Source organism: Melioribacteraceae bacterium 4301-Me (assembly GCA_041538185.1).
In the GTDB taxonomy this organism is placed as follows: domain Bacteria; phylum Bacteroidota; class Ignavibacteria; order Ignavibacteriales; family Melioribacteraceae; genus Pyranulibacter; species Pyranulibacter aquaticus.
Window position 1 is genome coordinate 176,471 of record JBGORM010000002.1, and the last position, 24,610, is coordinate 201,080.

21 protein-coding genes are annotated in these 24,610 nt (G+C 33.8%); 10 read left to right on the forward strand and 11 right to left on the reverse strand.

All coding sequences use genetic code 11. The features are described from left to right. Nucleotides 1-90 precede the first annotated feature (90 nt). Nucleotides 91-1,749 carry an amidase gene (locus ABRY23_04195; GenBank protein MFA3782246.1) on the reverse strand — a complete coding sequence of 553 codons (1,659 nt, stop codon included), beginning with the start codon at nt 1,747-1,749 and terminating at the stop codon, nt 91-93. Between the two features lie 1,151 nt (nt 1,750-2,900). On the opposite strand from ABRY23_04195, the gene ABRY23_04200 reads away from it, so the two are divergent. Next, complete coding sequence (locus tag ABRY23_04200; protein MFA3782247.1) at nt 2,901-3,347, forward strand: Lrp/AsnC family transcriptional regulator; 447 nt, start codon at nt 2,901-2,903, stop codon at nt 3,345-3,347. 23 nt (nt 3,348-3,370) lie between these two features. Beyond that, nucleotides 3,371-4,798, forward strand: coding sequence for a type I glutamate--ammonia ligase (glnA, locus tag ABRY23_04205; GenBank protein MFA3782248.1), 1,428 nt, complete (start codon nt 3,371-3,373; stop codon nt 4,796-4,798). A 116-nt stretch (nt 4,799-4,914) separates the two neighbouring features. Here glnA and ABRY23_04210 read toward each other — a convergent pair whose 3' ends face one another. From ABRY23_04210 to carA, 5 genes are all read right to left on the reverse strand, one after another. Further along, on the reverse strand, nt 4,915-5,529 hold the full coding sequence (locus ABRY23_04210) for a hypothetical protein (protein ID MFA3782249.1): 615 nt from the start codon (nt 5,527-5,529) through the stop codon (nt 4,915-4,917). Then, nucleotides 5,471-5,857: a hypothetical protein gene (locus ABRY23_04215; protein MFA3782250.1), complete on the reverse strand. Its 387-nt coding sequence runs from the start codon at nt 5,855-5,857 to the stop codon at nt 5,471-5,473. The genes ABRY23_04210 and ABRY23_04215 overlap by 59 nt, the downstream gene beginning before the upstream one ends. Before the next feature lie 83 nt (nt 5,858-5,940). Next, on the reverse strand, nt 5,941-6,360 hold the full coding sequence (locus ABRY23_04220) for a response regulator (protein ID MFA3782251.1): 420 nt from the start codon (nt 6,358-6,360) through the stop codon (nt 5,941-5,943). A gap of 266 nt (nt 6,361-6,626) precedes the next feature. Continuing rightward, nucleotides 6,627-9,830 carry a carbamoyl-phosphate synthase (glutamine-hydrolyzing) large subunit gene (gene carB / locus ABRY23_04225; protein MFA3782252.1) on the reverse strand — a complete coding sequence of 1,068 codons (3,204 nt, stop codon included), beginning with the start codon at nt 9,828-9,830 and terminating at the stop codon, nt 6,627-6,629. Next, nucleotides 9,827-10,963: a glutamine-hydrolyzing carbamoyl-phosphate synthase small subunit gene (gene carA, locus ABRY23_04230; GenBank protein ID MFA3782253.1), complete on the reverse strand. Its 1,137-nt coding sequence runs from the start codon at nt 10,961-10,963 to the stop codon at nt 9,827-9,829. The genes carB and carA overlap by 4 nt, the downstream gene beginning before the upstream one ends. Before the next feature lie 332 nt (nt 10,964-11,295). Here carA and ABRY23_04235 point away from each other — a divergent pair, with 332 nt between their 5' ends. Beyond that, on the forward strand, nt 11,296-11,757 hold the full coding sequence (locus ABRY23_04235) for a septal ring lytic transglycosylase RlpA family protein (GenBank protein MFA3782254.1): 462 nt from the start codon (nt 11,296-11,298) through the stop codon (nt 11,755-11,757). Nucleotides 11,758-11,797: 40 nt separating this feature from the next. Here the strand turns inward: ABRY23_04235 and ABRY23_04240 are convergent, their stop codons facing one another. Next, a complete protein-coding gene (locus tag ABRY23_04240) occupies nt 11,798-12,586 on the reverse strand; it encodes a hypothetical protein (protein MFA3782255.1) in 789 nt (262 codons plus the stop codon). Between the two features lie 134 nt (nt 12,587-12,720). Between ABRY23_04240 and ABRY23_04245 the strand changes: the two genes are divergently transcribed. The 4 genes from ABRY23_04245 to ABRY23_04260 are packed head-to-tail and all read left to right on the forward strand — an operon-like array spanning nt 12,721 to nt 14,450. Continuing rightward, complete coding sequence (locus ABRY23_04245; protein MFA3782256.1) at nt 12,721-13,383, forward strand: thioredoxin family protein; 663 nt, start codon at nt 12,721-12,723, stop codon at nt 13,381-13,383. Then, nucleotides 13,380-13,610, forward strand: coding sequence for a DUF6132 family protein (locus ABRY23_04250; protein MFA3782257.1), 231 nt, complete (start codon nt 13,380-13,382; stop codon nt 13,608-13,610). The genes ABRY23_04245 and ABRY23_04250 overlap by 4 nt, the downstream gene beginning before the upstream one ends. Then, nucleotides 13,582-13,806, forward strand: coding sequence for a DUF1858 domain-containing protein (locus tag ABRY23_04255; GenBank protein MFA3782258.1), 225 nt, complete (start codon nt 13,582-13,584; stop codon nt 13,804-13,806). The genes ABRY23_04250 and ABRY23_04255 overlap by 29 nt, the downstream gene beginning before the upstream one ends. 32 nt (nt 13,807-13,838) lie before the next feature. Beyond that, entirely contained in the window at nt 13,839-14,450 is a 612-nt protein-coding gene (locus tag ABRY23_04260; GenBank protein ID MFA3782259.1) for a peroxiredoxin family protein, read from the forward strand. A gap of 68 nt (nt 14,451-14,518) precedes the next feature. Here ABRY23_04260 and ABRY23_04265 read toward each other — a convergent pair whose 3' ends face one another. From ABRY23_04265 to ABRY23_04275, 3 genes are all read right to left on the reverse strand, one after another. Further along, nucleotides 14,519-14,869: a gamma-butyrobetaine hydroxylase-like domain-containing protein gene (locus tag ABRY23_04265; GenBank protein ID MFA3782260.1), complete on the reverse strand. Its 351-nt coding sequence runs from the start codon at nt 14,867-14,869 to the stop codon at nt 14,519-14,521. A gap of 567 nt (nt 14,870-15,436) precedes the next feature. Next, entirely contained in the window at nt 15,437-16,165 is a 729-nt protein-coding gene (locus ABRY23_04270) for a hypothetical protein (GenBank protein MFA3782261.1), read from the reverse strand. Between the two features lie 55 nt (nt 16,166-16,220). After that, complete coding sequence (locus tag ABRY23_04275) at nt 16,221-17,174, reverse strand: NAD(P)H-dependent flavin oxidoreductase (GenBank protein MFA3782262.1); 954 nt, start codon at nt 17,172-17,174, stop codon at nt 16,221-16,223. 103 nt (nt 17,175-17,277) lie between these two features. Between ABRY23_04275 and ABRY23_04280 the strand changes: the two genes are divergently transcribed. From ABRY23_04280 to ABRY23_04290, 3 genes are read left to right on the forward strand one after another with little or no spacing between them, the layout of a single operon-like run. Then, the gene (locus ABRY23_04280) at nt 17,278-18,255 is read left to right on the forward strand and encodes a sugar phosphate nucleotidyltransferase (protein ID MFA3782263.1); all 978 of its coding nucleotides are present in this window, start codon (nt 17,278-17,280) and stop codon (nt 18,253-18,255) included. An 18-nt stretch (nt 18,256-18,273) separates the two neighbouring features. Continuing rightward, nucleotides 18,274-19,416: a methionine adenosyltransferase gene (gene metK, locus ABRY23_04285; GenBank protein MFA3782264.1), complete on the forward strand. Its 1,143-nt coding sequence runs from the start codon at nt 18,274-18,276 to the stop codon at nt 19,414-19,416. A 44-nt stretch (nt 19,417-19,460) separates the two neighbouring features. Next, nucleotides 19,461-20,738: an adenosylhomocysteinase gene (locus tag ABRY23_04290; protein MFA3782265.1), complete on the forward strand. Its 1,278-nt coding sequence runs from the start codon at nt 19,461-19,463 to the stop codon at nt 20,736-20,738. A 476-nt stretch (nt 20,739-21,214) separates the two neighbouring features. On the opposite strand, the gene mfd is transcribed toward ABRY23_04290, so the two are convergent. Further along, the gene (gene mfd / locus ABRY23_04295; GenBank protein ID MFA3782266.1) at nt 21,215-24,598 is read right to left on the reverse strand and encodes a transcription-repair coupling factor; all 3,384 of its coding nucleotides are present in this window, start codon (nt 24,596-24,598) and stop codon (nt 21,215-21,217) included. Nucleotides 24,599-24,610 lie beyond the last annotated feature (12 nt).

Below are 24,610 nucleotides of genomic sequence, written 5' to 3' on the forward strand. Positions count from 1 at the left end.
CTTTTTCCTAAACTAAAAACTATTAAGAGGCTGTCTAAAAGTAATTTAAATAAGAGTTTTGTTTTTTAAACAGCCTCTTGAGTTCAGTAATTAATCTAATTTTGGGTGCTTTTTATGAAAATCAGTTGCATCTTGAAAAGCCTTTGCAGCAGCAATAATAGTTCCTTCATCAAATAACCTTCCAATAAAAGTTATACTTGTAGGTGTTCCATTTTCTGAAAAGCCATCAGGCACCACAACACAAGGATGGCCAGTTAAATTAGTCAACAATAAATTATCTCCTTCCCACGAGGGTGAAATGTAAAAGTCAATTGACTTCATTAATTCATTCATTTTTTGAATTAATAAATAACGTACTCTATTAGCGTTGATGTATTCCACTGCTGGGATGAAACGTGCGGCCCTAAAAACATTTGGCCAAGCATTTTTAATTTGCCTTACCATTAAATCATCTTTATTGCTGCGAGTCAATTCATCAAAAGCTGCCGCTGCCTCAGCATTGAGTATGAACGCAATATTGTTAACAGGTATGTCGGGTAATTCAATTGGTATTAAATCAGCCCCTAATTTTTTTAATGTTTCGAGAGCTAAAGAATCATTTTTATGAAAAGCATATTTTTTATCGAAGTCACTTTTTAAGTAACCTATTTTCAGCTTTTTAAAATCAATTTTAGGATTGTAATTGAACGGATAATCATATAAAGTTTGATCTTTTCCGTCGGGACCTTTTATTGTATTGAACACAATAGCAAGATCTTCAGCGTTTCTGCATATTGGTCCAATTTTATCCATAGACCAGCTAAGAGCCATTGCGCCAGTTCTGCTTACTCTTCCATAAGTTGGTCGTAACCCGGAAACTCCGCACACCGTTGAAGGTGAAACTATCGAGCCCCATGTTTCAGTTCCTATTGCAAAGGGCACTAAACCAGCTGAAGTGGCAGCTGCCGAACCGGCAGATGAACCGCTTGAACCTTTTGTTGTATCCCATGGATTTCTTGTCATTCCACCAAACCATACATCCCCCCAGGCTAATGCACCCATAGAAAGTTTTGCTACTAAAACTGCTCCAGCATTTTCAAGCTTTTTAATAACTGTTGCATCCTCATCTATTACTTGGTCTTTATACGGATTTGCACCCCAAGTAGTTTTATATTTTTTAGTGGCGAGTAAGTCTTTTACTCCAAAAGGTATTCCGTGTAACATTCCTCTATAGTGACCTTTAGCAATTTCTTCATCAGCTTTTTTCGCTTGTTGAAGTGCAAGTTCTTCTGTTAAAGTTATTACGCAATGAAGCTTAGGGCCATATTTTTTAAGTCGGCTAATGAAAAATTTTGTCAATTCGGTAGATGTTATTTGTTTTGTCTTAATTAAGTGGGCAAGTTCACCAATAGAATAAAAAGCTAAATCATCTAAATTTTTTGGCAACTTGACGTTGGAGTAATCACTGTAAGAAATTTTTTTTTGCTTTTGGGTGCTTTTAAAATCAACTGGGATAGGATTAAATAATATAGAAGGGGGGACAGCATTATCTAAACTAATCTTACGAAGATTTTGATAGTCTTTTAATTGATTGTTTAAAGCATCTAACATCGAATCGCGTTTAGCATCTGTAAAATCTAACCCAATAATTTTTTCGGCATTTTCTACCATACTTTTATTTATCTTAACTTCGGTTGCCGGTGAAAAATAAAAAGCCAATAGTGATAGTACTAACACTATTGACAAAACAATTAGATTAATTTTTTTCATTTTCTGCTCTCTATTTTATTGATAGAATACAATTACAAATTATTTCGAATATTACTTAAATTCAATAGAACCATGAGTGGGGGTGCCGATCTATACCCCCACTCAATTTAAGGAGGTGCTTACTGGGAGTTGGGGACAAACTTTTTAAAGTTCACTTATTTTGTATAATTTGCTTATTAGTATTGCTAATTTTAGTATGGAATTGTTAGGCTCCGAAAAAAAATTACTTAGACTGTCCAGTACTTCTTTTTGTGTTAAGTTATTGTAACTAACATTACTGTTTGTTCTTATTGTTTCGTCAAATTTTTTTATCGCATTCTGAATACTTTTTTTCAATTGCCTTTCATTAATTCCTCGCTGCCAACAAGAAAAATTTTTTACCAAAAGTTTTTTTGATGTTTGAAAATCATAATGTATCTCACCAATTATTTTTAATACTGTCCACGTCTTTAAACAATAACTATTTTCTTTGCTCCAATCCAAATTTTGCACTCTTTTTAAAGGTTGTATTCTAATATAAGGTTTATGTCAATAATGAGAATCAGTATAATTACGTACATTTTTAAATATCATAGAAAAAGGTGCAAATTTGTTCTAAAATCGAAGAATTTTAGTGCTAAAAAGTCAAAAAAAATTTTAAGAACGAGCTAAATTTCTTGCAGAAGGAGAATTTTTTTTACTTTTTTCGCGGTGAAATTTTTAGCTCAAACTCGCCCTACGAAGCATTTCGAGGCTAAGTCTAAGACTCGCCTTTTGGGAACAATACTTTGTAAGCGGTGGCTTCGAGAACCTCAGCCACCGTTGGGATATCGGTCTCTGAGGTTACTCGAAGTGACCGACACCAAATTATGAATAATTCAGCTTAAAAACCTTACTCATCTTTTACTTTAACTTAGGTAACACTGACGGAAAATAAGAATCTTCGGCTTTATTAGGATATTTCGAATACAAAACCTATAGTAATATAATTATCAAATTAATCTCTGGTTTTGGTACATCAATTTTGAGAATGAAGCCGTAAATAAATTTTAGTTTATTTAAAAATCTTGATTCGAATTTACAGCTATGTTTTTTTATTTGCATTTTACATCAATACTACCTTATATTTTGAGGTAAAATTTTAATATTTCCTAACAAATTAATAAAGTGCTATGTTAGACGACTTAGACATTAAAGTATTAAGAAAACTACAGCAAAATGGAAGAACTAAAAGGAACGAACTTGCTGAGGAGGTTAACTTATCTATTCCTTCGTTAAGTGAACGTTTAAGAAAGCTGGAAGAGAACAAAGTTATTGAAGGTTATTATGCCAAATTAAATCGTCATGTTTTTGGTTACGATATTATGGCGTTTATTGTGGTTATTATGGATTCCTCTAAGAACTACGATAAGTTGACTGAGCATGTAAAAAAAACCCCAGAAATTTTAGAGTGCTACTCTGTATTGGGAGAAGGCTCGCACATAATGAAAGCTGTAGCTAAAAACACAGAAGAATTAGAAAAGTTGCTGGGTAAAATTCAATCCTGGCCAGGAGTTACAAGAACTGTAACTAGCTTTGTGTTATCAACAATCAAAGAGACAACAAGTTTAGACATTTAACACAAACGTAATAGGAGAAAAAAATGGGAAAAGCATCCTCATCTGTAGATAAAGTCCTGAACTTTATCAAGGCAAATAAGATTCAGTTTATTGATTTTAAATTTATGGATTTTCCTGGGCAATGGCAGCATTTTACTGTGCCTTCTAGTCAATTAAATGAAGATTCTTTCGAAGAGGGATTCGGATTTGACGGCTCGTCAATCCGAGGTTGGAAGAGCATAAATGAAAGTGATATGCTTATTATTCCGGACCCAGAAACTATGTTCGTTGATCCTTTTATTGAAGCACCAACTATAAGTTTAATATGCGATGTGTATGAGCCAGCAACAAAAGAAAAGTATTCCCGCTGTCCACGAAATATTGCTCAGAAGGCAGAAGCTTATTTAAAATCTACTGGCATTGCAGATACATCTTATTTTGGACCAGAAGCTGAATTTTTTGTTTTCGATGATGTTCGTTACGAAACAGGTCCAAATAGCAGTTTTTATATAATAGATTCAATTGAAGGTAAGTGGAATTCTGGCCGAGATGAAAAACCTAACCTTGCTTATAAACCAAGATATAAAGAGGGATATTTTCCGGTTCCACCTACCGATTCTTTAGTTGACCTTAGAAACGAAATGGTTACAAATCTAATTAATATGGGTGTAGAAGTAGAGGCGCAGCACCACGAAGTTGCATCTGGCGGGCAGTGTGAAATAGACTTACGGTTTGCACCTTTATTAAAAGCTGCTGACCAATTATTGTTATTCAAGTATGTTGTTAAAAATACTGCAAAAAAACATAATAAGACTGTTACCTATATGCCTAAACCTATATTTGGAGACAACGGCAGTGGTATGCATGTTCATACAAGTCTGTGGCTTAAAGGCAAGCCTTTGTTTGCTGGCGGCGGTTATGCGGGCTTGAGTGAAATAGGCTTGTATTTTATTGGTGGAATACTAAAGCATGCATCTTCACTTCTTGCTTTTACTAATCCAACTACCAACTCTTATAAACGCTTAGTACCTGGCTTTGAAGCACCTGTTAATTTGGCTTACTCGCAAAGAAATAGGAGTGCTTCTATAAGAATTCCAATGTATTCGAGCAGTCCAAAATCTAAAAGAATTGAATTCCGCTGCCCGGACCCATCTTCCAATCCATACCTCGCTTTTTCGGCAATGCTTATGGCTGGTTTAGACGGTATTATAAATAGAATTGACCCAGGTGAACCATTAGATAAAGATATTTACGATATGTCACCAGAAGAGTTAAAGGATGTTCCTTCTACACCCGAATCTTTAGGGCATGCGTTAAAAGCTCTCGCTGATGATCACGATTATTTGTTAAAGGGTGATGTCTTTACTGAAGATGTAATTAATACTTGGATAACCTACAAAATTGAAAAAGAGATTAAACCAATGGCATTAAGACCTCATCCACACGAATTCGAGCTTTATTTTGATGTATGATTATAATACTTACTAAACTTTCATGATGTTCTCTGCGTAAAAATTTATCCGCAGAGAACATCTTTTGTTTATAATGGGAAAATTATACAACTGAGATTTTGATTAGCTTAGATTTTTTAAAATGTGAACGTGATTCCGACTTTAAAAAATTCAACTGCAATCGGAGAATCTGTATCAAATGGCCAATTCATTTTATCTTTTTTTAATAAATACCATCCATAGCTGTAAGCGTTTTTCAAAACGAAATTTACGATTGGAACAACATGTGGAGAAGTCTCTAAAATTCTATTGATAAAATAATCGAGTGATTGGCTGCCAATACTTTCTAATAAATAACTTGCTGAATATTTCCAGAAAAGATGACGAGAAAATATTATGCTTGTTTCATAAGCAATGTTAAATGAAATTGAAGATTGTAAATCTAATCTTATGCCGCTTTCTGCCAAAGTCCCGAATCTTGTTTGTTTATTGTATCTGTCGAGAATTTGAATGTCATTGATAGGTCCAAAAGAAGAATTATTTTTTTCGTAATTAGTTAAGTAAGTTGGATAATTCTTAAAGTCAAATTGCGACCAGATAAAACCAGTTTGATGGTAAGGCAAGACCGTAACAGTATTTAATTTATAGCCAAAACCGTCACGCTTTGCAACCCCCAGTCTAAGTAAATTAGCCTTAATTTCGTTTTGTTTTTTGTGGATTTTTATAAATACTAGGTGAAACTTTTGAGCCAAAAATAAAATGTTCGTCAATTTCTAATATATTGTAACCGTCAATTTTTTCGTTAGAGTTGAACCCAAGTTTTATTTCCAATAAACCATCTTTACTAAATGCCGAGTAGAAATTTTTTTGAATTGGCTCGCCAATCCCGTAATTTAATTCAATAAAAGGTTTTTCATTTTTCCATCTCCACCTTAACCATTTGTGCCTTCTTTTAGTAGTATCTGCATTTGTAATGAAGCTTTTTATTGCAAGTGAATTAGTAATAATTTTCTGAGAATGTAAGATGTAGTTCTGTGCAAGAAAAAATATAAGGAAGAAAGTTGTAACTATTCTTGTCATAATTACGAGCTACAAAAATTTATAAAGTACTGGTTTTTAGACGATGGATTTTGTTTTTAGTTACTATAGGGTTTTATGTACTATCAGTTTATTTTAATGCCGCTCTTTTTTTCTAAGGTAGAAGTTAAGGCTTCCATCAATACATCGTTTGGTGCAGGTTTAGTTAGAAAAACATCAACGCCTGCCGCATAAGCATTGTCCTTATCCTGCTGGAATGTATGAGCTGATAACCCAACAATAGGGATGTTTTTGAATTCAGGGTGATTTCTCATTTCTCTAGTAAGTTGCAACCCATCTTTTTTCCCACGCAGAGAAATATCCATAAGAATAATGTCAAATTTTTCTTTCTTTATTTTTTGATAAAATGTTTCTTCAGAATCGCAAATTTGTAAATCAAATTTTCGTCTTAAAAAAATTTCTAAGAATCTTTGATTTTCGTAATCGTCTTCAACAATTAACAATTTTGGTTTTTTCTTTTGTTCGGTGGTCGCCATAGTTATCATTTTTATTCTGCTTAAAATTGCTAACGAAAAATAATAATTGGCTGCTTAAATAGGAAATTTGGTCTAAACTATTTAGCATTTCAATGAATTATGTTGGCTTATAAAAAAGCCAAGTATAATACTGAAATATAAAGAATTTTATCTTTTTTAAACCAAATATGATGAGTATTGTAAAGCCATATTTTCTTTTGCACGTTAATGTTCTGCTTACTGCGGGATTTATTTAAACGAACGAACAGAACTTAATGTAATTTTGCAAGATAGACTTAAAATTTACTATCATATTCATCCCAACTTTTTATTTTGAGGTCTTCAATTTTTTTATTCGTTAAGGCCTCTGCAAGTCTCATTGCAAGCTGTCTGTTAGTAATCAGAGGTACTTTATAATCAACAGCAGTTCTGCGTATAAGGTAATCGTTGGTCAACTCCTCTTCTTGTAAATTTTTAGGGATGTTAATAACCAGGTCAATTTTACCTTGCTTTATGTAATCTGTAGCGGAGGGGGATTTGCTTTCAAGTGGCCAATATAAAGACTCAACTGGTAAGTCGTTAGATTTCATAAACTTTGCTGTTCCATGTGTTGCGTAAAACTTTACTCCAAGACTTAGTAATAGTCGGCAGGTTTCTAACAGTTCTGCTTTTGATTCAATACTACCAGAAGAAATCAAAATTGATCTTAGAGGAAATTTATATCCTACAGAAATTAATGCCTTTAAAAATGCTTCGTTAAAATCGTCGCCCAAGCAAGCCACCTCGCCAGTAGAAGCCATTTCAACACCAGTTGTTGGGTCAGCACCTTCTAATCGAGTAAAAGAAAATTCTGGCGCTTTTACTCCAACATAATCGTAATTAAAATTTATGCCGTTATGATTATCAACTTTTCTGCCCATTATTACATTTGTTGCTGTTTCAATAAAGTTTTGTTTTAGTGTTTTTGATACGAAAGGGAAACTCCTTGATGCTCTAAGATTACATTCTATCACTTTTACCTTGTTGTCTTTGGCGATGAATTGTATATTGAAAGGGCCATTGATATTTAGTGATTTAGCAATATTTGAAGAAATTGCTCTGATTTGTCTTACTGTTTCAAGATAAGTTCTTTGCGGAGGTAGTACTAAAGTTGCATCACCTGAGTGAACCCCGGCATTTTCTATATGCTCTGAAATAGCAGAACAAACAATATTGCCGTTTTGAGCTACTGCATCAAATTCTAATTCTTTTGCGTTAATTAAGAATTTGCTGATTACAACGGGATGCTCTGGTGAGACATCCACTGCTTTGTTCAGAAATTTAATCAATTCTGTATCGTTGCCTGCAATTGCCATTGCAGCGCCACTTAATACATAAGAGGGTCGAACAAGGACAGGATAACCAACTTTATTTGCAAACTCAATTGCTTCAGAGATTGTGCTTAACTGACTCCACTCTGGTTGTTCTACGCCTAATTGGTCTAACAAGGCGGAAAATTTACTCCTGTTTTCTGCAGTGTCAATTGAAGTTGGACTTGTCCCTAATATTTTTACGCCTACATTATGAAGTTTCATGGCAATATTATTTGGGGTTTGTCCACCCATAGAAACAATTACTCCAAGAGGTTTAATAGCTCTGTAAATCTCGTAAATTGTTTCTATTGTCAGTTCTTCAAAAAACAATGCATCGGATTCATCATAATCAGTGCTAACAGTTTCAGGGTTACAATTAATCATAACAGTTTTGTAGCCCATCTTACGCAAAGTTTTGCCTGTAACTACACAACACCAGTCAAATTCTACAGAGCTGCCAATTCTATATGGACCTGAGCCAAGTATAATAACTGATTTTTTAATGTCAGGTTCAGAATCGTTCTGAGAAGCATTGTATGTTAAGTACAAATAGTTTGTTTTAGCAGGGTACTCTGCTGCCAGAGTATCAATATGTTCGATGAATGGTTTTATTTTGTATTTGTTTCGAAGTAGAAAAACATCGTGGGCATCTACGTTAATTATGTTGGCAATTTGTCTGTCTGAGAATCCTAATTGTTTTGCTTTAAGAAGCAGTTCTTTAGGAAATTTCTTTAATGTTGTTTTAGAAATTTCATTTTCGATGTTTATAATGTTGTTAATTTTATATAAAAACCATTTATTGATATGAGTCAAATTGTGAATATGTTCAATTGAATAACCGGCTTTTATAGCTTGTACAACTGCAAAAATTCTTTCTTCAGTTGGTTCTTTTAGAGCAGTATCGAGATTATCAAAATAGATTTTTGTACGGCTCGCGGTAATTCCATCAACACTTATATCCAGCATCCTCATTGCTTTTTGAAATGCTTCCTCGAATTTTCTTCCAATAGCCATTACTTCGCCGACAGATTTCATTGATGAGCCAAGTTTTCTCTTTACGAGTCTAAATTTCTTCAAATCCCAACGAGGCACTTTAATTACAATATAATCAAGGGCTGGTTCAAAGAATGCGCTTGTAGTTTTTGTAATAGAATTTCGAATTTCGTGAAGACCGTAACCAAGTGCTAATTTTGCCGCAACAAATGCAAGTGGATAACCCGTAGCTTTTGAAGCAAGTGCTGAACTTCTTGATAACCTTGCATTAACTTCTATTACTCGGTAATCGTCGGAATTTGGGTCGAGTGCAAATTGGATGTTACATTCGCCAACAATACCCAAATGTTTTATGGTTTTTATTGCTATTTCACGCAGTTTGTGGTATTCGCTGTTTGTTAATGTTTGACTTGGTGCGACTACCATACTTTCACCAGTATGAATTCCCATTGGGTCAATATTTTCCATATTACAAACTGTAATGCAGTTATCGTATTTATCACGAACTACTTCATACTCAATTTCTTTCCAGCCTTCTAAGTACTCTTCAACTAATATTTGAGAAGAGTAAGAAAGAGCTTTCGAAGCAATTTTTTTTAGCTCGTTTTTGTTTCTGCAAATTCCAGACCCCAATCCACCAAGAGCAAAAGCTATCCTTACAATTACAGGAAAGCCAATTTGAGTAGCAAAGTCAACAGCATCTTCAACAGTAGTTACTGCTTTGCTGTGCGGATATTTTACATTTATTTCGCTAAGTCTTTCGCAGAATTTTTGTCTATCCTCAGTGTTCTCGATAGCATCTATCTGTGTACCAAGTACTTGAACATTGTATTTCTGAAGAATATTTTCTTTGTGAAGGGCAAGTCCGCAATTAAGTGCTGTTTGCCCACCAAAGCCTAATAGAATTCCATCAGGCTTTTCTTTTTGAATTATTTTTTCTACAAAATATGTCGTAATTGGAAGTAAGTAAACTTTGTCGGCTAAATAGTCAGAGGTTTGAATTGTAGCTATGTTAGGGTTGATGAGAATGGTATAAACCCCTTCTTCTTTCAATGCTTTAATACATTGGCTACCTGAGTAGTCAAATTCTCCAGCTTCTCCAATTTTTAATGCCGAGCTTCCAATAATTAGAACTTTCTTATTTTTTTTGTTCACTTCACATCCTTTAAAAATTCATCGAAAATAAATGAAGTATCAACTGGGCCAGGTGCAGCTTCAGGGTGAAACTGAACGCTTTTAAATGGCAGTTTTTTGTGAACAAGTCCTTCATTTGTTCCGTCATTCAAATTTTTGAACCATTCTGTCCAACCTGAAGGTAATTTTTTAGAATCGACAGCAAAGCTGTGATTTTGAGAGGTTATGTAACATTTATTACTTCCTTCTTCTCTAACAGGTTGATTTTGCCCGCGATGTCCATATTTAAGTTTGTACGTTTTTGCCCCTGCTGCTAATGCAAGTATTTGGTGACCCATACAAATACCGAGTGTTGGGACTTGCTTTTTCAACAATTTTTTTGTTTGCTCTACAAGTTCTTTGTAAACTACAGGGTTTCCAGGTCCATTTGAAATGACAACACCGTCATAGTTTTCGTTGTCAAAATTATAGTTATAAGGAACACGAACTACCTGGACGTTTCTTTCAATTAAATTAGAGATAATGCTTTTCTTACAACCGCAGTCAATTAAAATAATTCTGCGTTTTCCATTACCATAAATTTCAGTTTGAGTAACGGTAACTTTTTCTATAAGGTTGTCAATATCCGGATTGTAAAAATCTATTTTTTCATTTTCTACTTGGATTTTTCCAAGCATAGTTCCCCGTTCGCGCAAAAGTTTAGTCAGTTTTCTGGTATCAACTCCGCTTAAGCCGGGTACCTTAAATTTGTATAGCCAATCAGATAAACTTTGCAATGCACTCCAGTGATTGAACTCAGCAGAGTTTTCAGAAACTACAAGAGCTTCAACCTGTATTTTATTAGACTCAAAATTTTCTGGTAAATCATCTGAGTCGTTAAGCTGAGGTACTCCGTAGTTGCCAATAAGAGGATACGTTAAAACTAATATTTGTCCTTTGTAAGAGGGGTCGGTCAATGTTTCCGGGTAGCCTACCATTCCAGTATTAAAGACGACCTCGCCAGCAACAGATTTGTGATAGCCAAATAAGTATCCTTCAAAAATATTTTTATCTTCAAGTATTAGTTTTGCTTTTTGGCTTGGCTCAGTTTTCTTTTGCTTCAACTTTTTCCTTTCGTTTGTAGTTTTGAGTAGGCATGGAAGGTAAATCTTCAAAAAATGCCTGTGCAAAGTATAAATTTTTTATTAGTAATAAAAATCGTACATAAAAATTTTTGTAATTGTTTGTTCATTTTGTGCAAGAAAATTCAGAAGTGTATTTTTTTTATTATTACTGCTTCAGGTAATATCATAGTGATTAAAAGCACTATTCATTTTTTACTGTAATTTTATTTTGCAGTTGTCTTTTTCTGTTTATAGGAACCTTGGCTGGTGGTAACCTATAAAATAAAGGGAGCAATTTATAGCTCCCTTTTTTATATTGTACAATAATTTGAATAATCTCTATTGGTGATAATTGTATTATTCAATAATAGTGTGGGGTCTAATTGTTCAAAATATATATCATAGAATTTGTCTTACTATTTCTTTTCTATTCATGCATCTCAGCACCTAAATTTACAACTCGCAAAGTAGAACCCCCTGTAAGCGGTAATGAAGAAATCCATAACAATGTAGGGTTAAATAAAGAATTAGTGTTAGAAAGTGTAACAGGGATAGCATCATATTATGCAAAAGAATTTAATGGACAAGTTACATATAGCGGAGAAATTTATGACATGTATGGTTTAACAGCTGCGCATCCCACTTACCCGATGGGGACAAAGCTTAGAGTAACAAATTTATCCAACTTAAAAAGCGTAATACTTGAGGTAAATGACAGAATGCCTAATTGGCCGGATAGAATCATAGACCTTTCATTGGGTGCAGCTATTCAATTGGGAATGGTAAAAGATGGGCTCGCTGAGGTTAGGATTGATGTATTGCAATGGGGAACTGGGAAAAAGTAAGCCCTCAAAGAGTTTTTTCTTTAAGGGCTTTGAAGATTTATTATCTAACAAACTTCCACCAATAGAAGTATTTGTTTTCGAGATCTGCAACTGACGGCATTGGGAAAAATTTTAGTTCATTACCTGCGGCAAACCAAAAGCCATGGCGTAAAAATTTGTAGGAAATATCCCTTAACAAGCTACCCAGGCTAATAGTTTTAGTAAGCTTTTCAGGGTTATTTTTTAATACCATTATACAATCGTAAAATCTGTAAGGGTTAACAGATGGCAGTTCGATATTAAAAATTTCTTTGTTTTTGTTCGATTCTAAAAATTTTTCAATATCGAATTCGATTTGTGTAAAGCAAATTTTTGGTGCACCTTTAGCTTTTTGACTGGTAATAAATTTTCCGAATTCACGTTGGTCTAAAGTAGAGGCGACGAGTGTTTCTAAAGGCGCAACTTCCTGATAAATTCTAATTAAACCCGGTTGATTATAAGCGGTGTATTCGGCCGGTTCAATTGGTAAAACTTTACCATTAGTTGTAACAAGAAATAGTTTTTGAATGGCTTTTAAGTCAACATGCTCTAATACATTATAGGAGCAGATAAACTTTGTCTTTTTGGGCAAACCATCTTCGTGAGGTACAGTTAGCTTAAGATATTCATCAATTTCAAAGTATGGATTTCTAAAATTGATATCAATTTCAGCAAAAATAACTTTGCCGCTGAAATGCTTTGCGCTGCCAAGTGTATAGTGCTCGCCAAATTTCTCTGGGTCTAATTGTGATGCTACAAGTGCATTGATCGGAAAGACTATCATATACAAATGCTTTTCATATTCTGGCATTTTTTCTCCGAAATAATTGAATTTTTCTGATTCAAAGCTATTAAAAGAGGCAATGAAGAGCAAGAAATTGCTTGAATCTTTATTCTAAAAGTTACATCAAATAGTCAAAGAGTTAATAATTATGAGGCAAAAAAATGTACATTGACGAGCAATTAAAAAATGAACTAAAGAAGATATTATCTGTGCTAACAAAAAAAGTTAAAATAGTTTTTTTTACACAAGAAATAGAATGCCAGTATTGCAGGGAAACAAGACAAATTTTAACTGAGCTTTCAGAAGTTTCTGACAAGCTTTTCTTAGAGGTAAAAAATTTTATTATAGATAAAAACGATGCGGAAAAATACGGCGTCGATAAAATTCCTGCGACAGTCCTATTGGATGAAAATGATAAGGATTATGGAATTAAATTTTATGGAATCCCAAGTGGGTACGAGTTCTCATCATTACTTGAAGATATTAAAATGCTCGGCACAGGAAACTCTGGACTTCCAGAAAATGTTGAAGAAGAAATTAAGAAGATTAACTCAAACGTCCATATGCAAGTTTTTGTAACACCAACTTGTCCTTATTGCCCAACTGCTGTTATAACGTCTCATAGGTTTGCTTATGTTAATGAAAAGATTAAGAGTGATATGATTGAAGCCACAGAGTTTCCACATTTGTCACAAAAATATAATGTTCGCGGTGTTCCAAGAACCGTAATTAATGAATCAACGTACTTGGAAGGTGCTGCACCAGAAAATGTTTTTCTTGATAAAGTAAAAGAAGCAATTAACTATGGAGTTAAAGTGGTATGAAGCACAAGAAAATTTTTTTTATTAGAAGAATTTTGCCTGTCTTTGTTGGTGCTTTATTGGGTTATGCTTATTATTACTTTATCGGGTGTTATAATGGTAAATGTTTGATTTCAGGTAACCCTTATGTAGCAACCTTATACGGTGCAATTATTGGTGCCTTACTAACATTTCCAAGTTCAACAAAAAGGTCTATTGAAGATGCGAAAGAAAATAACAAAAGAAATTGAAATAGAAGATTTAGTTACGCAATTACCTCCAGCTGTAACCTATCTAATGGAAAAGGGGATACGTTGTTTGGTGTGCGGCGAGCCTATTTGGGGAACATTAGAAAATGCAGCTAAAGAAAAAGGTTTTTCAGATTCCGAAATTAATACCTTTGTTGAAGAGCTAAATAAATTATATATTGAAAAAGAAAAAAGTTAACAGTTATTCAATTAAGAAAGGCAGGAATAAAAATGGCTCAAAAATCAAACAAAAAAAATTCGCTCGCTAATCAAAAAGGCGGTTTAACAAAAAAGCAGAGAAGTTACATATACACTGGTATTTTTATAGGATTGGCTGTGCTACTCTTTATTTTTAATAACTCAAATTCAGAACCGCAGCAGGGACCTTATCCACCTAATTATGTCCCTACTGTTTCAGAACAAAAATCTGTTAATGCTCCAGATTTTACTTTACCCACGACCGATGGCAAAACTCTTAAACTTTCCGATTTTAAGGGGAAGGTGGTAATAATAGATTTTTGGGCTACATGGTGCCCCCCATGTCGTAAAGGAATTCCCGATTTAATTGAGTTAAAGAAAAAGTTTGGTAAAAAAGGACTTGAAATAATAGGTGTTTCTGTTGACCAGGATACAAAGGATCAAGTAGTGCCGTTTATAAAACAATACGGCATTAATTACCCTGTTGTTTATGGTAATAATAATGTTTATCGGGCTTACGGCGGTATTGAGGCTATTCCAACAACATTTGTAATTGATAAAACAGGTAAAATAGTTGCAAGTTATCAGGGCCTAATGCCTAAATCAGTCTACGAAAATCATATAAGCAAACTTTTGGGCAGTTAGTAAAAAATTTTATTAATGCTCTTGTTCTGAAAATTAAGAGCAAGAGCAAGTTTTCAGGTAAATAATATTTAGTGGTTATGCTCAAAATCTTGGTGCAAGTTTCCTTTTACCTCAAGGTATTCACCCAGTCTATATAAAAGATCCCACGAGTAAATTCCATAATCATAGCCGTCTTTCCATCTTATTTGGATTGCATAATTACCTACCGGTTCAATTTTTTCTATTTCATACTTACCAGGTTTATTAGATTCTACTTTTGGTAGTTCATAGTGCTTCCATAAGATTGTCTCACCTTTGTTACCTGCATCGGGTGATTCATCGCGCAAAAATTTTAATGGGAAATTGTGAATTTTTCCGTTATCCCACACTACTTCGAGATAATCCTGCTTGTGTAACTTTACTTTTTTGGGTGTGTTCATATCGGATTTCTATTAAATTTATAAATCACTATAGAAAATTGATAAAATACAATTAAAAATACTATACTCTTTTTTCAGTCGTATTCTTTTAAACCAACCTAATGCAACAGAAAATTATATATTTATTTTTATTTATCTCTTGTGTACGTTCTTTGTTCCCTTAGTAACATTAACAATAAAGAAATCAAACCTTTGACTTGTCAAAGAAGTTTGAGAATTCATTACCCACCCACGAAGTGGCGAATTCTCATCGGAAGTGGTGGATTCCCATTAGTGGGTTGAATTATCATGATTAATACAGCGAGGAAGTAACCCCCTACTGCAAAAAGTTTATCATCTTGCTTCATTTGTTAGAGATCGTTTTACTCACTTCATTCATTCACAACGAAGGCAATGAGTTGTGAAACAGAGATACTTCGGTCACCTAATTAAAAAACTCATGCGCTCCTTTGTATTGACAATAATTTTTTATTTAATTATAAACTACTTTTTGTCAGTGAGAGCAAGCTGCATTATTTAGGTTTAGTAAAGTGAAACTATTAATTAGTCTTTTTCACCAATTGGCATTTAATTATCTTCCTTAAATAATCTTGAGTAGTATTGAATCCTAAATAAAGCATAGAAGATAAGTAACTCACCGCTGATGAGAGTGTACCAGTTAAAATAGGTGGGTTGATAATTAGTAATTGCCGCTAAAAGTTTTTGATTTTTAGTTAATGAATTTGATAAGAGGCCCTCCTTTATAACTATACTTAAATAGTCCCAAATGTAAGTGCAAAAGATTATTAAAACTCCAAGTATGATTAACACCCATTCTAATCTGTTAGTCTTTAGTGGTATGTTATTTTCTTGAAAATAAATGATCATAATAGCTAATATTATCATTGTTAAAGAATTTATAATGGGAGCTATTACAGGTCCAACCCAAGCTACTGGAATTAAGAATAAAACATCCCATGTAAAAAGAGATTCTGGCCAGTTTAGAAATATTTTTAATGCGATATAGTAAAATATATCCCATACAGCAAAGCAGTAAAGAAAATAAGCAAATCTTTGGAGTAAGTTATTGCCTGAAATAACTCCTACTGAGACAAGCATTACAATAGTAGCAAACTCTCTAATAATTTCTATATAAAATATTTTTTCTGGGAAAGTGATTAACGGGAAAGTAAAACCATTTGGATAATACAATTCTCTTAAATAAACAACTACAGTAGCTTCTAAAAATCCCATTGCAATTGCAAATATTGTAGGCCAGAAAAACTTGCTTACTGTTTTCCTAATTTCTTTACGCATAAGCATGTTAAAATTAAAAAAGAATTAGAAGAAGAATTTTTATTTAAGTACAGATTCATGCGGTAGAATTACAAATTGATTGTTTAGCTTTGTTGTATTCCGTTATAAGTTTAGTAAATAAGTCTTTGACCGGCAATATTTCATGAATAAGTCCAACACCCTGTCCAGCTTCCAGCATCCCTTCGTTTTCATTTCCTTCGAAAATACCTGCTCTTTCTCGTTTGTTTCCAAGTAATTCCCTAAGCCTATTTTCATCTGCGCCATTTTTTTCTTCTTGTTCGACAAGTTGGGTAAAGTTATTTTTAATCATTCTTGCCATTCCAATTTTTTTAAGAATAAGTACTGTGTCATTATCTTTAGCTTCTATTACTTTTCTTTTGTAATTATAATGAGCTGAGGATTCTACTGTAGCAGCGAACCTTGTACCAATTTGCACTCCTTCAGCTCCAAGTGAAAGGGCTGCCAAAATTCCTCTACCATCTGCTATACCGCCTGCAGCAATAACTGGAATTTTTAAAGCATCAACAATTTGAGGGATAAGGCAGAATGTAGTTATCTCATCGATACCGTTATGCCCACCGGCCTCTACGCCTTCGCCAACTACAGCATCACAGCCAACACTTTCGGCTTTCAATGCTTGTTTAACTGAAGATACTACATGTACAACTATAACTCCATTGCTTTTAAGCTTGTCGATGTATTTGCCCGGGTGACCTGCAGATGTGAAAACTATTTTTACATTTTCTTCAAGCACAGTTTTAACAATTTCATCTGCATCACCGCGTAGAAGTGGTATGTTAACACCAAAGGGATTGGATGTAGCATTTTTACATTTTTGAATATGTTCTCTTAGTAAATCTATTTTCATCGAACCTGAACCTATTAATCCAAGTCCACCGCAATTAGAAACTGCAGAAGCTAATTTCCAGCCCGAGACCCACACCATTCCAGCTTGAATTATTGGATAGCCAATCCCAAGTAAGTCGGTTATTCTGTTTTTAATATTCATACAATTTCTTTTATTGTTACTTTAGTTGACTTATCAAGCAAGTTTGATAAAACTAACATTATTGATTAAATTGGCACATCAATTTAACAAAATATAGGTTTAGTTGAGAGCAGTAATACCTGCAGCTGGCTTTGGTTCCAGATTAAAACCCCATACTTATTCGCTTCCAAAAGTTTTATTAAATGTGGGTGGAAAGCCAATTATTTCTCACATACTTGATAAGCTTTTGGAAGAGAAAGTAAACAGTGCCACATTTGTAATCGGTTATTTAGGAGAACAAATAATTGATTACGTAAAAAAAAACTACCCCACCTTAAATGCTGATTTTGTAGAGCAAAAAGAACTGCTTGGCTTGGGTCATGCAATTTATTCTGCTAAAGAAACGTTAGGGAATGAAGAGGTTTTTATAATTCTTGGTGATACAATTTTTGATGTTGATCTTCATCCAGTTATTGAAAGAAAGGAAAATGCTTTAGGTGTTAAAGAGGTTGACAATCCAGAAAGATTTGGAGTAGCTGTATGTGAAAAAGGGAAAATTGTCAAGTTAATTGAAAAACCAAAAGAAATGGTTTCTAAACTTGCATTGGTAGGTTTATACTACATCAAAAATACACCGCTGCTCATTGAATGCTTAGACGAATTAATAGAAAAAGGAATAAAAACAAAAGATGAATATCAGCTTACAGATGCACTTCAGTTAATGATTGATAAAGGCGAAAAGTTAACTACATTTCATGTTGATGGATGGTACGATTGTGGTAAGCCGGAAACACTCCTTTCAACTAATCAATTTTTGTTAAGAAAAAATGGCACAAATAGAAGGCCCGAAAATGTAATAATTAGTAATCCAGTTTACATTGCAGAAGATGCTGAAGTGTTTAATTCAGTAATTGGACCTTTTACAACAATTGCATCGAACTGCCAAATTAATGAATCAATAATTAAAAATTCGATTGTTAGTTCTGGCGCAGTAGTCGAAAGAGCAATAATAGAAAATTCAATAATAGGGAGTGATGCGGTAGTTCGCGGCAACTTTAAAAGAATTAACGCAGGTGATTCATCTGAAATTGAAATTCTTTAACAGAGAGGAATATATACTATGTCTTACTTATTTACTTCAGAGTCAGTCTCAGAAGGGCATCCAGATAAAGTTTGCGATGCAATTTCTGATGGTATACTTGATGAAATTTTTAGACAAGATCCAAATGCAAGAGTGGCTTGTGAAACTTTTGTTACAACAGGACTTGTAGTAGTTGGCGGTGAAATTTCAACAAGAGCTTATGTGGATGTTGAAAATGTTGTACGAAGAACAATTCGAGAAATTGGTTATACAAAAGCTGAATACAAATTTGATTCGGAATCCTGTGGTGTCTTGAATTCACTTCATGCACAATCACCCGATATTGCTATGGGTGTAGATAAAGGCGGTGCGGGAGATCAAGGCTTGATGTTTGGTTATGCGTGCGATCAAACTCCTGAGTTGATGCCTATGCCAATTATTTACGCGCACAAACTTGTTAAAAGATTGGCTGATGTTAGAAAAAACTTTCCAGATTTAATGCCTTACTTAAGACCAGATGCAAAATCACAAGTAACAATTGAATACGATGATAATAACGAACCTAAAAGGGTTGATACAATTGTCATTTCAACTCAACACGACAGCGGAATCCCTCAAAAGAAAATTAAAGAAGATGTTATTAAATATATTGTTAAAGAAGTTATTCCAGAAAAATATTTAGATAAAAAAACAAAATATTTTGTTAATCCTACTGGAAGATTTGAAATCGGCGGTCCACATGGCGATAGTGGTCTTACAGGCAGAAAAATAATAGTTGATACCTATGGTGGATGGGCACCTCATGGCGGTGGTTCATTCTCTGGTAAAGACCCTTCGAAAGTTGACAGAAGCGCTACTTATGCTGCCCGATATATTGCAAAAAATATTGTTGCAGCTAAACTCGCTAAAGAATGTCTTGTGCAAGTTGCATATGCTATTGGAGTCGTTCAGCCTGTATCTATTTTTGTTGATACTAAAGGAACAGGTGTTTTACCCGATAAAGAAATAGCAAAAATAATAAAGAAAGAAATAGACCTTTCACCTAAAGGAATTATTGATAAGTTAAAATTAAGAAGACCAATTTACCAAAAGACATCAGCTTATGGGCATTTTGGACGAAACGATAAAGACTTTACATGGGAAAAGTTAGACCTAATAAAAACATTTCAAAAATATTTATAAACTGTTTTTAAACAAATTAATTATATAAGGAGAAGTTAACAATTATGGATTATAAGAGCGGTAAATATAAAGTTAAAGATCTTTCATTAGCTTCGGAAGGGAGAAAAAAAATTGAATGGGCAGAATCGAGAATGCCAGTCTTAATGGCGTTAAGAGAGAAGTATTCCAAAACAAAACCATTAAAAGGATACAAAATTGCCGGCTGTCTTCATGTTACTAAAGAGACTGCTGTTTTAGTTGAAACTCTCAAAGCTGCTGGCGCCCAAGTTAGTTGGAGCGGATGCAATCCATTATCCACACAAGATGAAATTGCAGCGGCTCTTGCAAAAAATGGAATCGAAATTTATGCATGGCATGGCCAAAGTGTAAAAGAATTTTATTGGTCAATTGAAAGAACATTGGATATCAAACCAAATCTAACACTTGATGACGGCGCTGATCTTATATTTACAATTCACAATAAGTTTCCACATCTTGCTAAAAATGTTATTGGCGGCACTGAAGAAACTACGACTGGTGTGCATAGACTGAGAGCAATGGCAGAGGCAGGTAAACTACTCTACCCAGTAATTGCTGTTAATGATGCTGAAACTAAATGGGACTTTGACAATGTTTATGGTACTGGACAATCTTCAATTGATGGAATACTAAGGGCTACCTCTGTTTTGTTGGCTGGCAAAAATTTTGTTGTTGCAGGATATGGTCATTGCGGCAAAGGTTGTGCAATGCGTGCAGCAGGGCTCGGCGCTAATGTAATTGTTACTGAAGTTAAACCTACTGCGGCTTTAAAAGCTGCTTTGGATGGATTTAGGGTTATGACTATGGATGAAGCAGCTAAAATTGGAGATATTTTTATTACAGCCACTGGTGTAAAAGATGTTATAGTGGAAAGGCATTTCAAAAAAATGAAAGATGGTGCAATTGTATGTAATACCGGTCATTACGATTGCGAAATTAATATACCGCAATTAGAAAAATTGAGTAAAGGCAAAAGAACTGTGAGAGCAAACAACGAGGAATATACATTAAAAGATGGAAGAAAAATTTATTTGCTAGCTAAAGGCAGACTGGTAAACCTCGCTGCTGCCGAAGGACATCCTTCTGAAGTTATGGATATGTCTTTTGCTAATCAGTTTATGTCACAGCTTAGACTGATAAATTATGATAAACATGGTATACTTCTTAATCCAGAAGTAATTGAAATTCCTGAAGAGCAAGATCAAGAAATTGCAAGGATAAAACTGCAAACTATGAGTTATACTATTGATAAGCTTACAAAAGAGCAACTAGCTTACATTAAAGATTATAGTGCAGGGACTTGATTAGTACTTGTTAATTTATTTTGCTCTCCTTTTTTATGTTTAATTGGTCGAGAAAATTTCGTCAGAGTTTTCCATAACTCTGACGACTCGACGCTTCAACTATTTAACCCCCATTTTCCATACAGTCATAGGCTAAAGTTTGTAGAAGATAAGCAGTGTTGAAGAATCGCATAAAACCAAATGAGGCTAAAATCTGTTAGTAGAAGTGTGATTTGATAAAACCTTTGAAATCAAAAGAGAAGGCATAAGGTAATAAGGTATAGTTTTTTGGTTTAGTCAGAGTTACTAAGGTTTAGAAGAAAAAGATAAGCTCAAAAAACCTTATACCTAAATTTAACTCGTTTTAGTCAAAGGCTGATGAGCCTAAAAAAATAACAACGCTATTAAATATTGATTTCCGACAAAAAATTCATTTCTTTTTTTTGGATTAAAGTTATCGGTTCATCAGTAAAGGCAGAGATTTGGAATATCATTTTTCACATCTCTCTATTATTAAATACATTGATAATATTTTTACAGAATTCTATCAAGAAACTTAATATATCTTCTGGTGAATCCTTATCATTATCCATTTCTAATTTTAAATTTTTGTCGTTTTGAACAAATTTAATTTTGTGAGAATACTTTTCGTTTAAGAAAGAAAGGAATGAAGTAAATTTGTTTTCGTAAAAATCTTCTCGCTCAGCTTTGGGCAGATAAATAATAATTTTGTTTTTTTGAATGACGATTCTTTCAAACAAAGCGAAAGAGGCATAATATCTCAATATTGCAGCTGCAAGAAGCCTTTCGACTGTAACTGGCAGTTTGCCGAATCTGTCTTCCATTTCCTCTCTAATTTCATCTGCCTCTTCAATTTTAATCATTGAAAACATTGCTGTGTAAAAACTCAACCGGTCTGCTTGGTCGGACATATATTGCTTTGGAATACCTATTTCAAAGTAAGTATCAATTGTAGGCTGTGACCTTTCTTGCTGCTTGGGTAAATCTTTAAATACCTCACTAAATTCATTTTGCTTTAGTTCTTCTACTGCCTCGTCTACCAATTTCATATACATATCAAAACCCACCGTATCAATAAAGCCGCTTTGTTCAGTACCAAGTAAATTTCCCGCACCTCTTATTTCAAGATCTCTCATAGCAATATTAAAACCTTCTCCAAGTTCAGTATACTCTTCAATAGCCAACAGTCGTTTAAATGCTTTTTTATTAATTGAATTTAACGAGGGTACTAATAAATAAGCATAAGCTTGTTTATCCGATCTGCCAACTCTACCGCGCAATTGATGAAGTTCAGCAAGTCCAAATCTGTCGGCACGGTTGATTATAATTGTATTTACATTTGGGATATCGAGACCTGATTCGATAATTTTAGTGGAAATTAAAACATCGTATTTCCTGTTCAAAAAATCGTATATAACATTTTCAAGTTGTGATGCTTTCATTTGACCATGTGCCACTGCAAAACTAACTTGAGGCATATTTTTCTGAAGATACGAAGCTATTTTTTCAATTGACTGAATTCTGTCGTGTACAAAATATACCTGTCCTCCTCTATATAGCTCATTCATTATCCATTGACGTATTTTATTTATATCGAAAGTATCAACTTTAGTATAAATTGGTTGTCTGTTCGGCGGAGGTGTGCCAATTATTGAAAGGTCCCTCGCACCAAGTAAGGAAAGATTAAGTGTACGAGGTATTGGTGTGGCAGTTAAAGTAAGAGTATCAACATTAGCTTTTAGCGAGCGCAATTTTTCTTTGTGCATCACGCCAAATCGATGCTCCTCATCGATAATTAAAAGTCCTAAATCCTTAAAAACAACATCTTTGGACAATAAACGATGTGTCCCAATAATTAAATCAATCTCACCCTTTTGTAGTTTTTCTAAAATTTCTTTCTGTTTTGTTTTGTTCTGAAATCTTGAAATTACCTCTACTTTTACAGGGTATTGAGATAAACGAGTTTTAAAAGTGTTGTAGTGTTGTTCTGCCAATATGGTGGTAGGGACTAATAGAGCAACTTGTTTACCGTCATTAATTGCTTTGAAGGAAGCACGGACAGCAATTTCCGTTTTTCCGAAGCCAACGTCCCCGCATACTAATCTGTCCATTGGGTTTTCACTTTCCATATCAGCTTTAACTTCTTCGGTAACTTTAACTTGGTCGGGTGTATCTTCATAAAAAAAAGACGCTTCCAATTCTTTCTGCCAAATAGAGTCGGCACTAAAGGCAAAACCCTTTGCAGCTTTTCTCTTTGCATAAAGTGTTATCAATTGACGGGCAGCTTCTTTGATTTTTGTTTTTACTTTACTTTTAGTGTTTTTCCATTCATTGCTGCCTAAAACTGAAAGCTTAGGTTGAACATTTTCTTTTGAAGAAAACTTTTTTACTAATGAGAAGTAATTTAAATTAACGTAAACAACCCCGCCTTCGGCATATAAAATTTTTATAGATTCCTGCTCAATATCTCCTATTTTGATTGTCTCCAGCCCTGCATATTTACCGATACCAAAGTTTTCATGAACAACAAAGTCACCCTTTTTAATCGAAGCAAAATCTAATTTTGATTTACTGCGTAAATTTTTGGGGAGTAATCTTGTTCTATATGGTTTATTAAAAATTTGATAATCGGAAAGAAAAATTAAATTATCATTTCTCGAAATAAATCCACTCTTAAGCGGTATTACAAATAGTTTTAATTTGCCATTATCAAGCAGTTCGGCAAGTTCTTCCTTATAATCGTATAGCAGTTCATAAAGCCTTTTGTGTTGGAGTTCATTTTCAACAGAGATAAAAATTTCATAGCCTTTTTTTGTGTTTTCTAAGATAAAGTTGAAAAGTATTTCTAAGTTAGAACTAAATGGGGGAATCTCAGCTAAGTTTAATTCTAATCTCTCTAAGTGTTGTTGAATTGGTTCTTCGAGAACCCAAAAAGCTTTTTTTCCAAATAAATAATCTAAAGGATTGTTCGTAAGAGCGCCATTTTTGTTGTTATTTTCCTGTTCATGACTGGCTTTTTGAGTATCGTTAATATCGGAAAACAATTCTTTTCTAAGATCTTCATCTAAATTCTCGTGCAATACTTCTGCGGGACTTTCGGTGCTTTTATTAAATAAATTATTAAGACTTACATAAGAAGCAAATACAATTGTTTCGGTCAAGTATTCAAAAATATCCCCGTAAACATTTTCTGTACCATTTATCAATGGTGAAAGAGTAACTTCTGAAAGTTTGTCAGTTGATCTTTGAGTTTCCGGGTCAAAATGACGAATCGATTCGATAAAATCCCCGTCAAATTCAAGTCTGCTAGGTTGTTTTTCGCTAAAGGACCAAAAATCAATTATAGAACCGCGTACAGCATAATCGCCCGGGTTTTCAACAAATTTCTCATTGGAATAATTTATCAAACTTAAGTACTCGATTAGTTCATCATAACTTAAATTACTGCCCAGATGAATTTTAGTTATATTTTTTTCTAAACTATTTTTTGACGGCAATACTACATTAAGAAGTTCGTAGATTGAAATCACTAATTTCTTTTCTTGGAAACTAAGCTGTGTTAATTTCTCTTGCATTGCTTCTGGAGATAAATCATCAATTGATACAATATAATTTTCTAATCCAAGCACCGATAACTCAACTTTAACTTCGTTTATTTCTTGGATTGTATCACACAAAACCAAAACAGAAAGTGAATTTGAATTTTCGTTTTCAATAAATTGTTTTAACAGTAAAGCCTTTGATGAACCTATAAGATTTGAAATATATAATTGACCGGGATAAACTTTGGTTGAGCTAATTTTCTTAGCACATTCAGTTAATTTTGTAAGTTTTTTGTAAAAATAATCTTGAACGTCCATCTAACGCTTTTC

What these genes read in the sequence shown, in the direction of transcription:
- ABRY23_04195 (MFA3782246.1), bottom strand. Translation starts at nt 1,749, where the DNA reads ATGAAAAAAATTAATCTAATTGTTTTGTCAATAGTGTTAGTACTATCA.
- ABRY23_04200 (MFA3782247.1), top strand. Translation starts at nt 2,901, where the DNA reads ATGTTAGACGACTTAGACATTAAAGTATTAAGAAAACTACAGCAAAAT.
- glnA (MFA3782248.1), top strand. Translation starts at nt 3,371, where the DNA reads ATGGGAAAAGCATCCTCATCTGTAGATAAAGTCCTGAACTTTATCAAG.
- ABRY23_04215 (MFA3782250.1), bottom strand. Translation starts at nt 5,857, where the DNA reads ATGACAAGAATAGTTACAACTTTCTTCCTTATATTTTTTCTTGCACAG.
- ABRY23_04220 (MFA3782251.1), bottom strand. Translation starts at nt 6,360, where the DNA reads ATGATAACTATGGCGACCACCGAACAAAAGAAAAAACCAAAATTGTTA.
- ABRY23_04240 (MFA3782255.1), bottom strand. Translation starts at nt 12,586, where the DNA reads ATGCCAGAATATGAAAAGCATTTGTATATGATAGTCTTTCCGATCAAT.
- ABRY23_04245 (MFA3782256.1), top strand. Translation starts at nt 12,721, where the DNA reads ATGTACATTGACGAGCAATTAAAAAATGAACTAAAGAAGATATTATCT.
- ABRY23_04250 (MFA3782257.1), top strand. Translation starts at nt 13,380, where the DNA reads ATGAAGCACAAGAAAATTTTTTTTATTAGAAGAATTTTGCCTGTCTTT.
- ABRY23_04255 (MFA3782258.1), top strand. Translation starts at nt 13,582, where the DNA reads ATGCGAAAGAAAATAACAAAAGAAATTGAAATAGAAGATTTAGTTACG.
- ABRY23_04260 (MFA3782259.1), top strand. Translation starts at nt 13,839, where the DNA reads ATGGCTCAAAAATCAAACAAAAAAAATTCGCTCGCTAATCAAAAAGGC.
- ABRY23_04265 (MFA3782260.1), bottom strand. Translation starts at nt 14,869, where the DNA reads ATGAACACACCCAAAAAAGTAAAGTTACACAAGCAGGATTATCTCGAA.
- ABRY23_04270 (MFA3782261.1), bottom strand. Translation starts at nt 16,165, where the DNA reads ATGCGTAAAGAAATTAGGAAAACAGTAAGCAAGTTTTTCTGGCCTACA.
- ABRY23_04275 (MFA3782262.1), bottom strand. Translation starts at nt 17,174, where the DNA reads ATGAATATTAAAAACAGAATAACCGACTTACTTGGGATTGGCTATCCA.
- metK (MFA3782264.1), top strand. Translation starts at nt 18,274, where the DNA reads ATGTCTTACTTATTTACTTCAGAGTCAGTCTCAGAAGGGCATCCAGAT.
- ABRY23_04290 (MFA3782265.1), top strand. Translation starts at nt 19,461, where the DNA reads ATGGATTATAAGAGCGGTAAATATAAAGTTAAAGATCTTTCATTAGCT.
- mfd (MFA3782266.1), bottom strand. Translation starts at nt 24,598, where the DNA reads ATGGACGTTCAAGATTATTTTTACAAAAAACTTACAAAATTAACTGAA.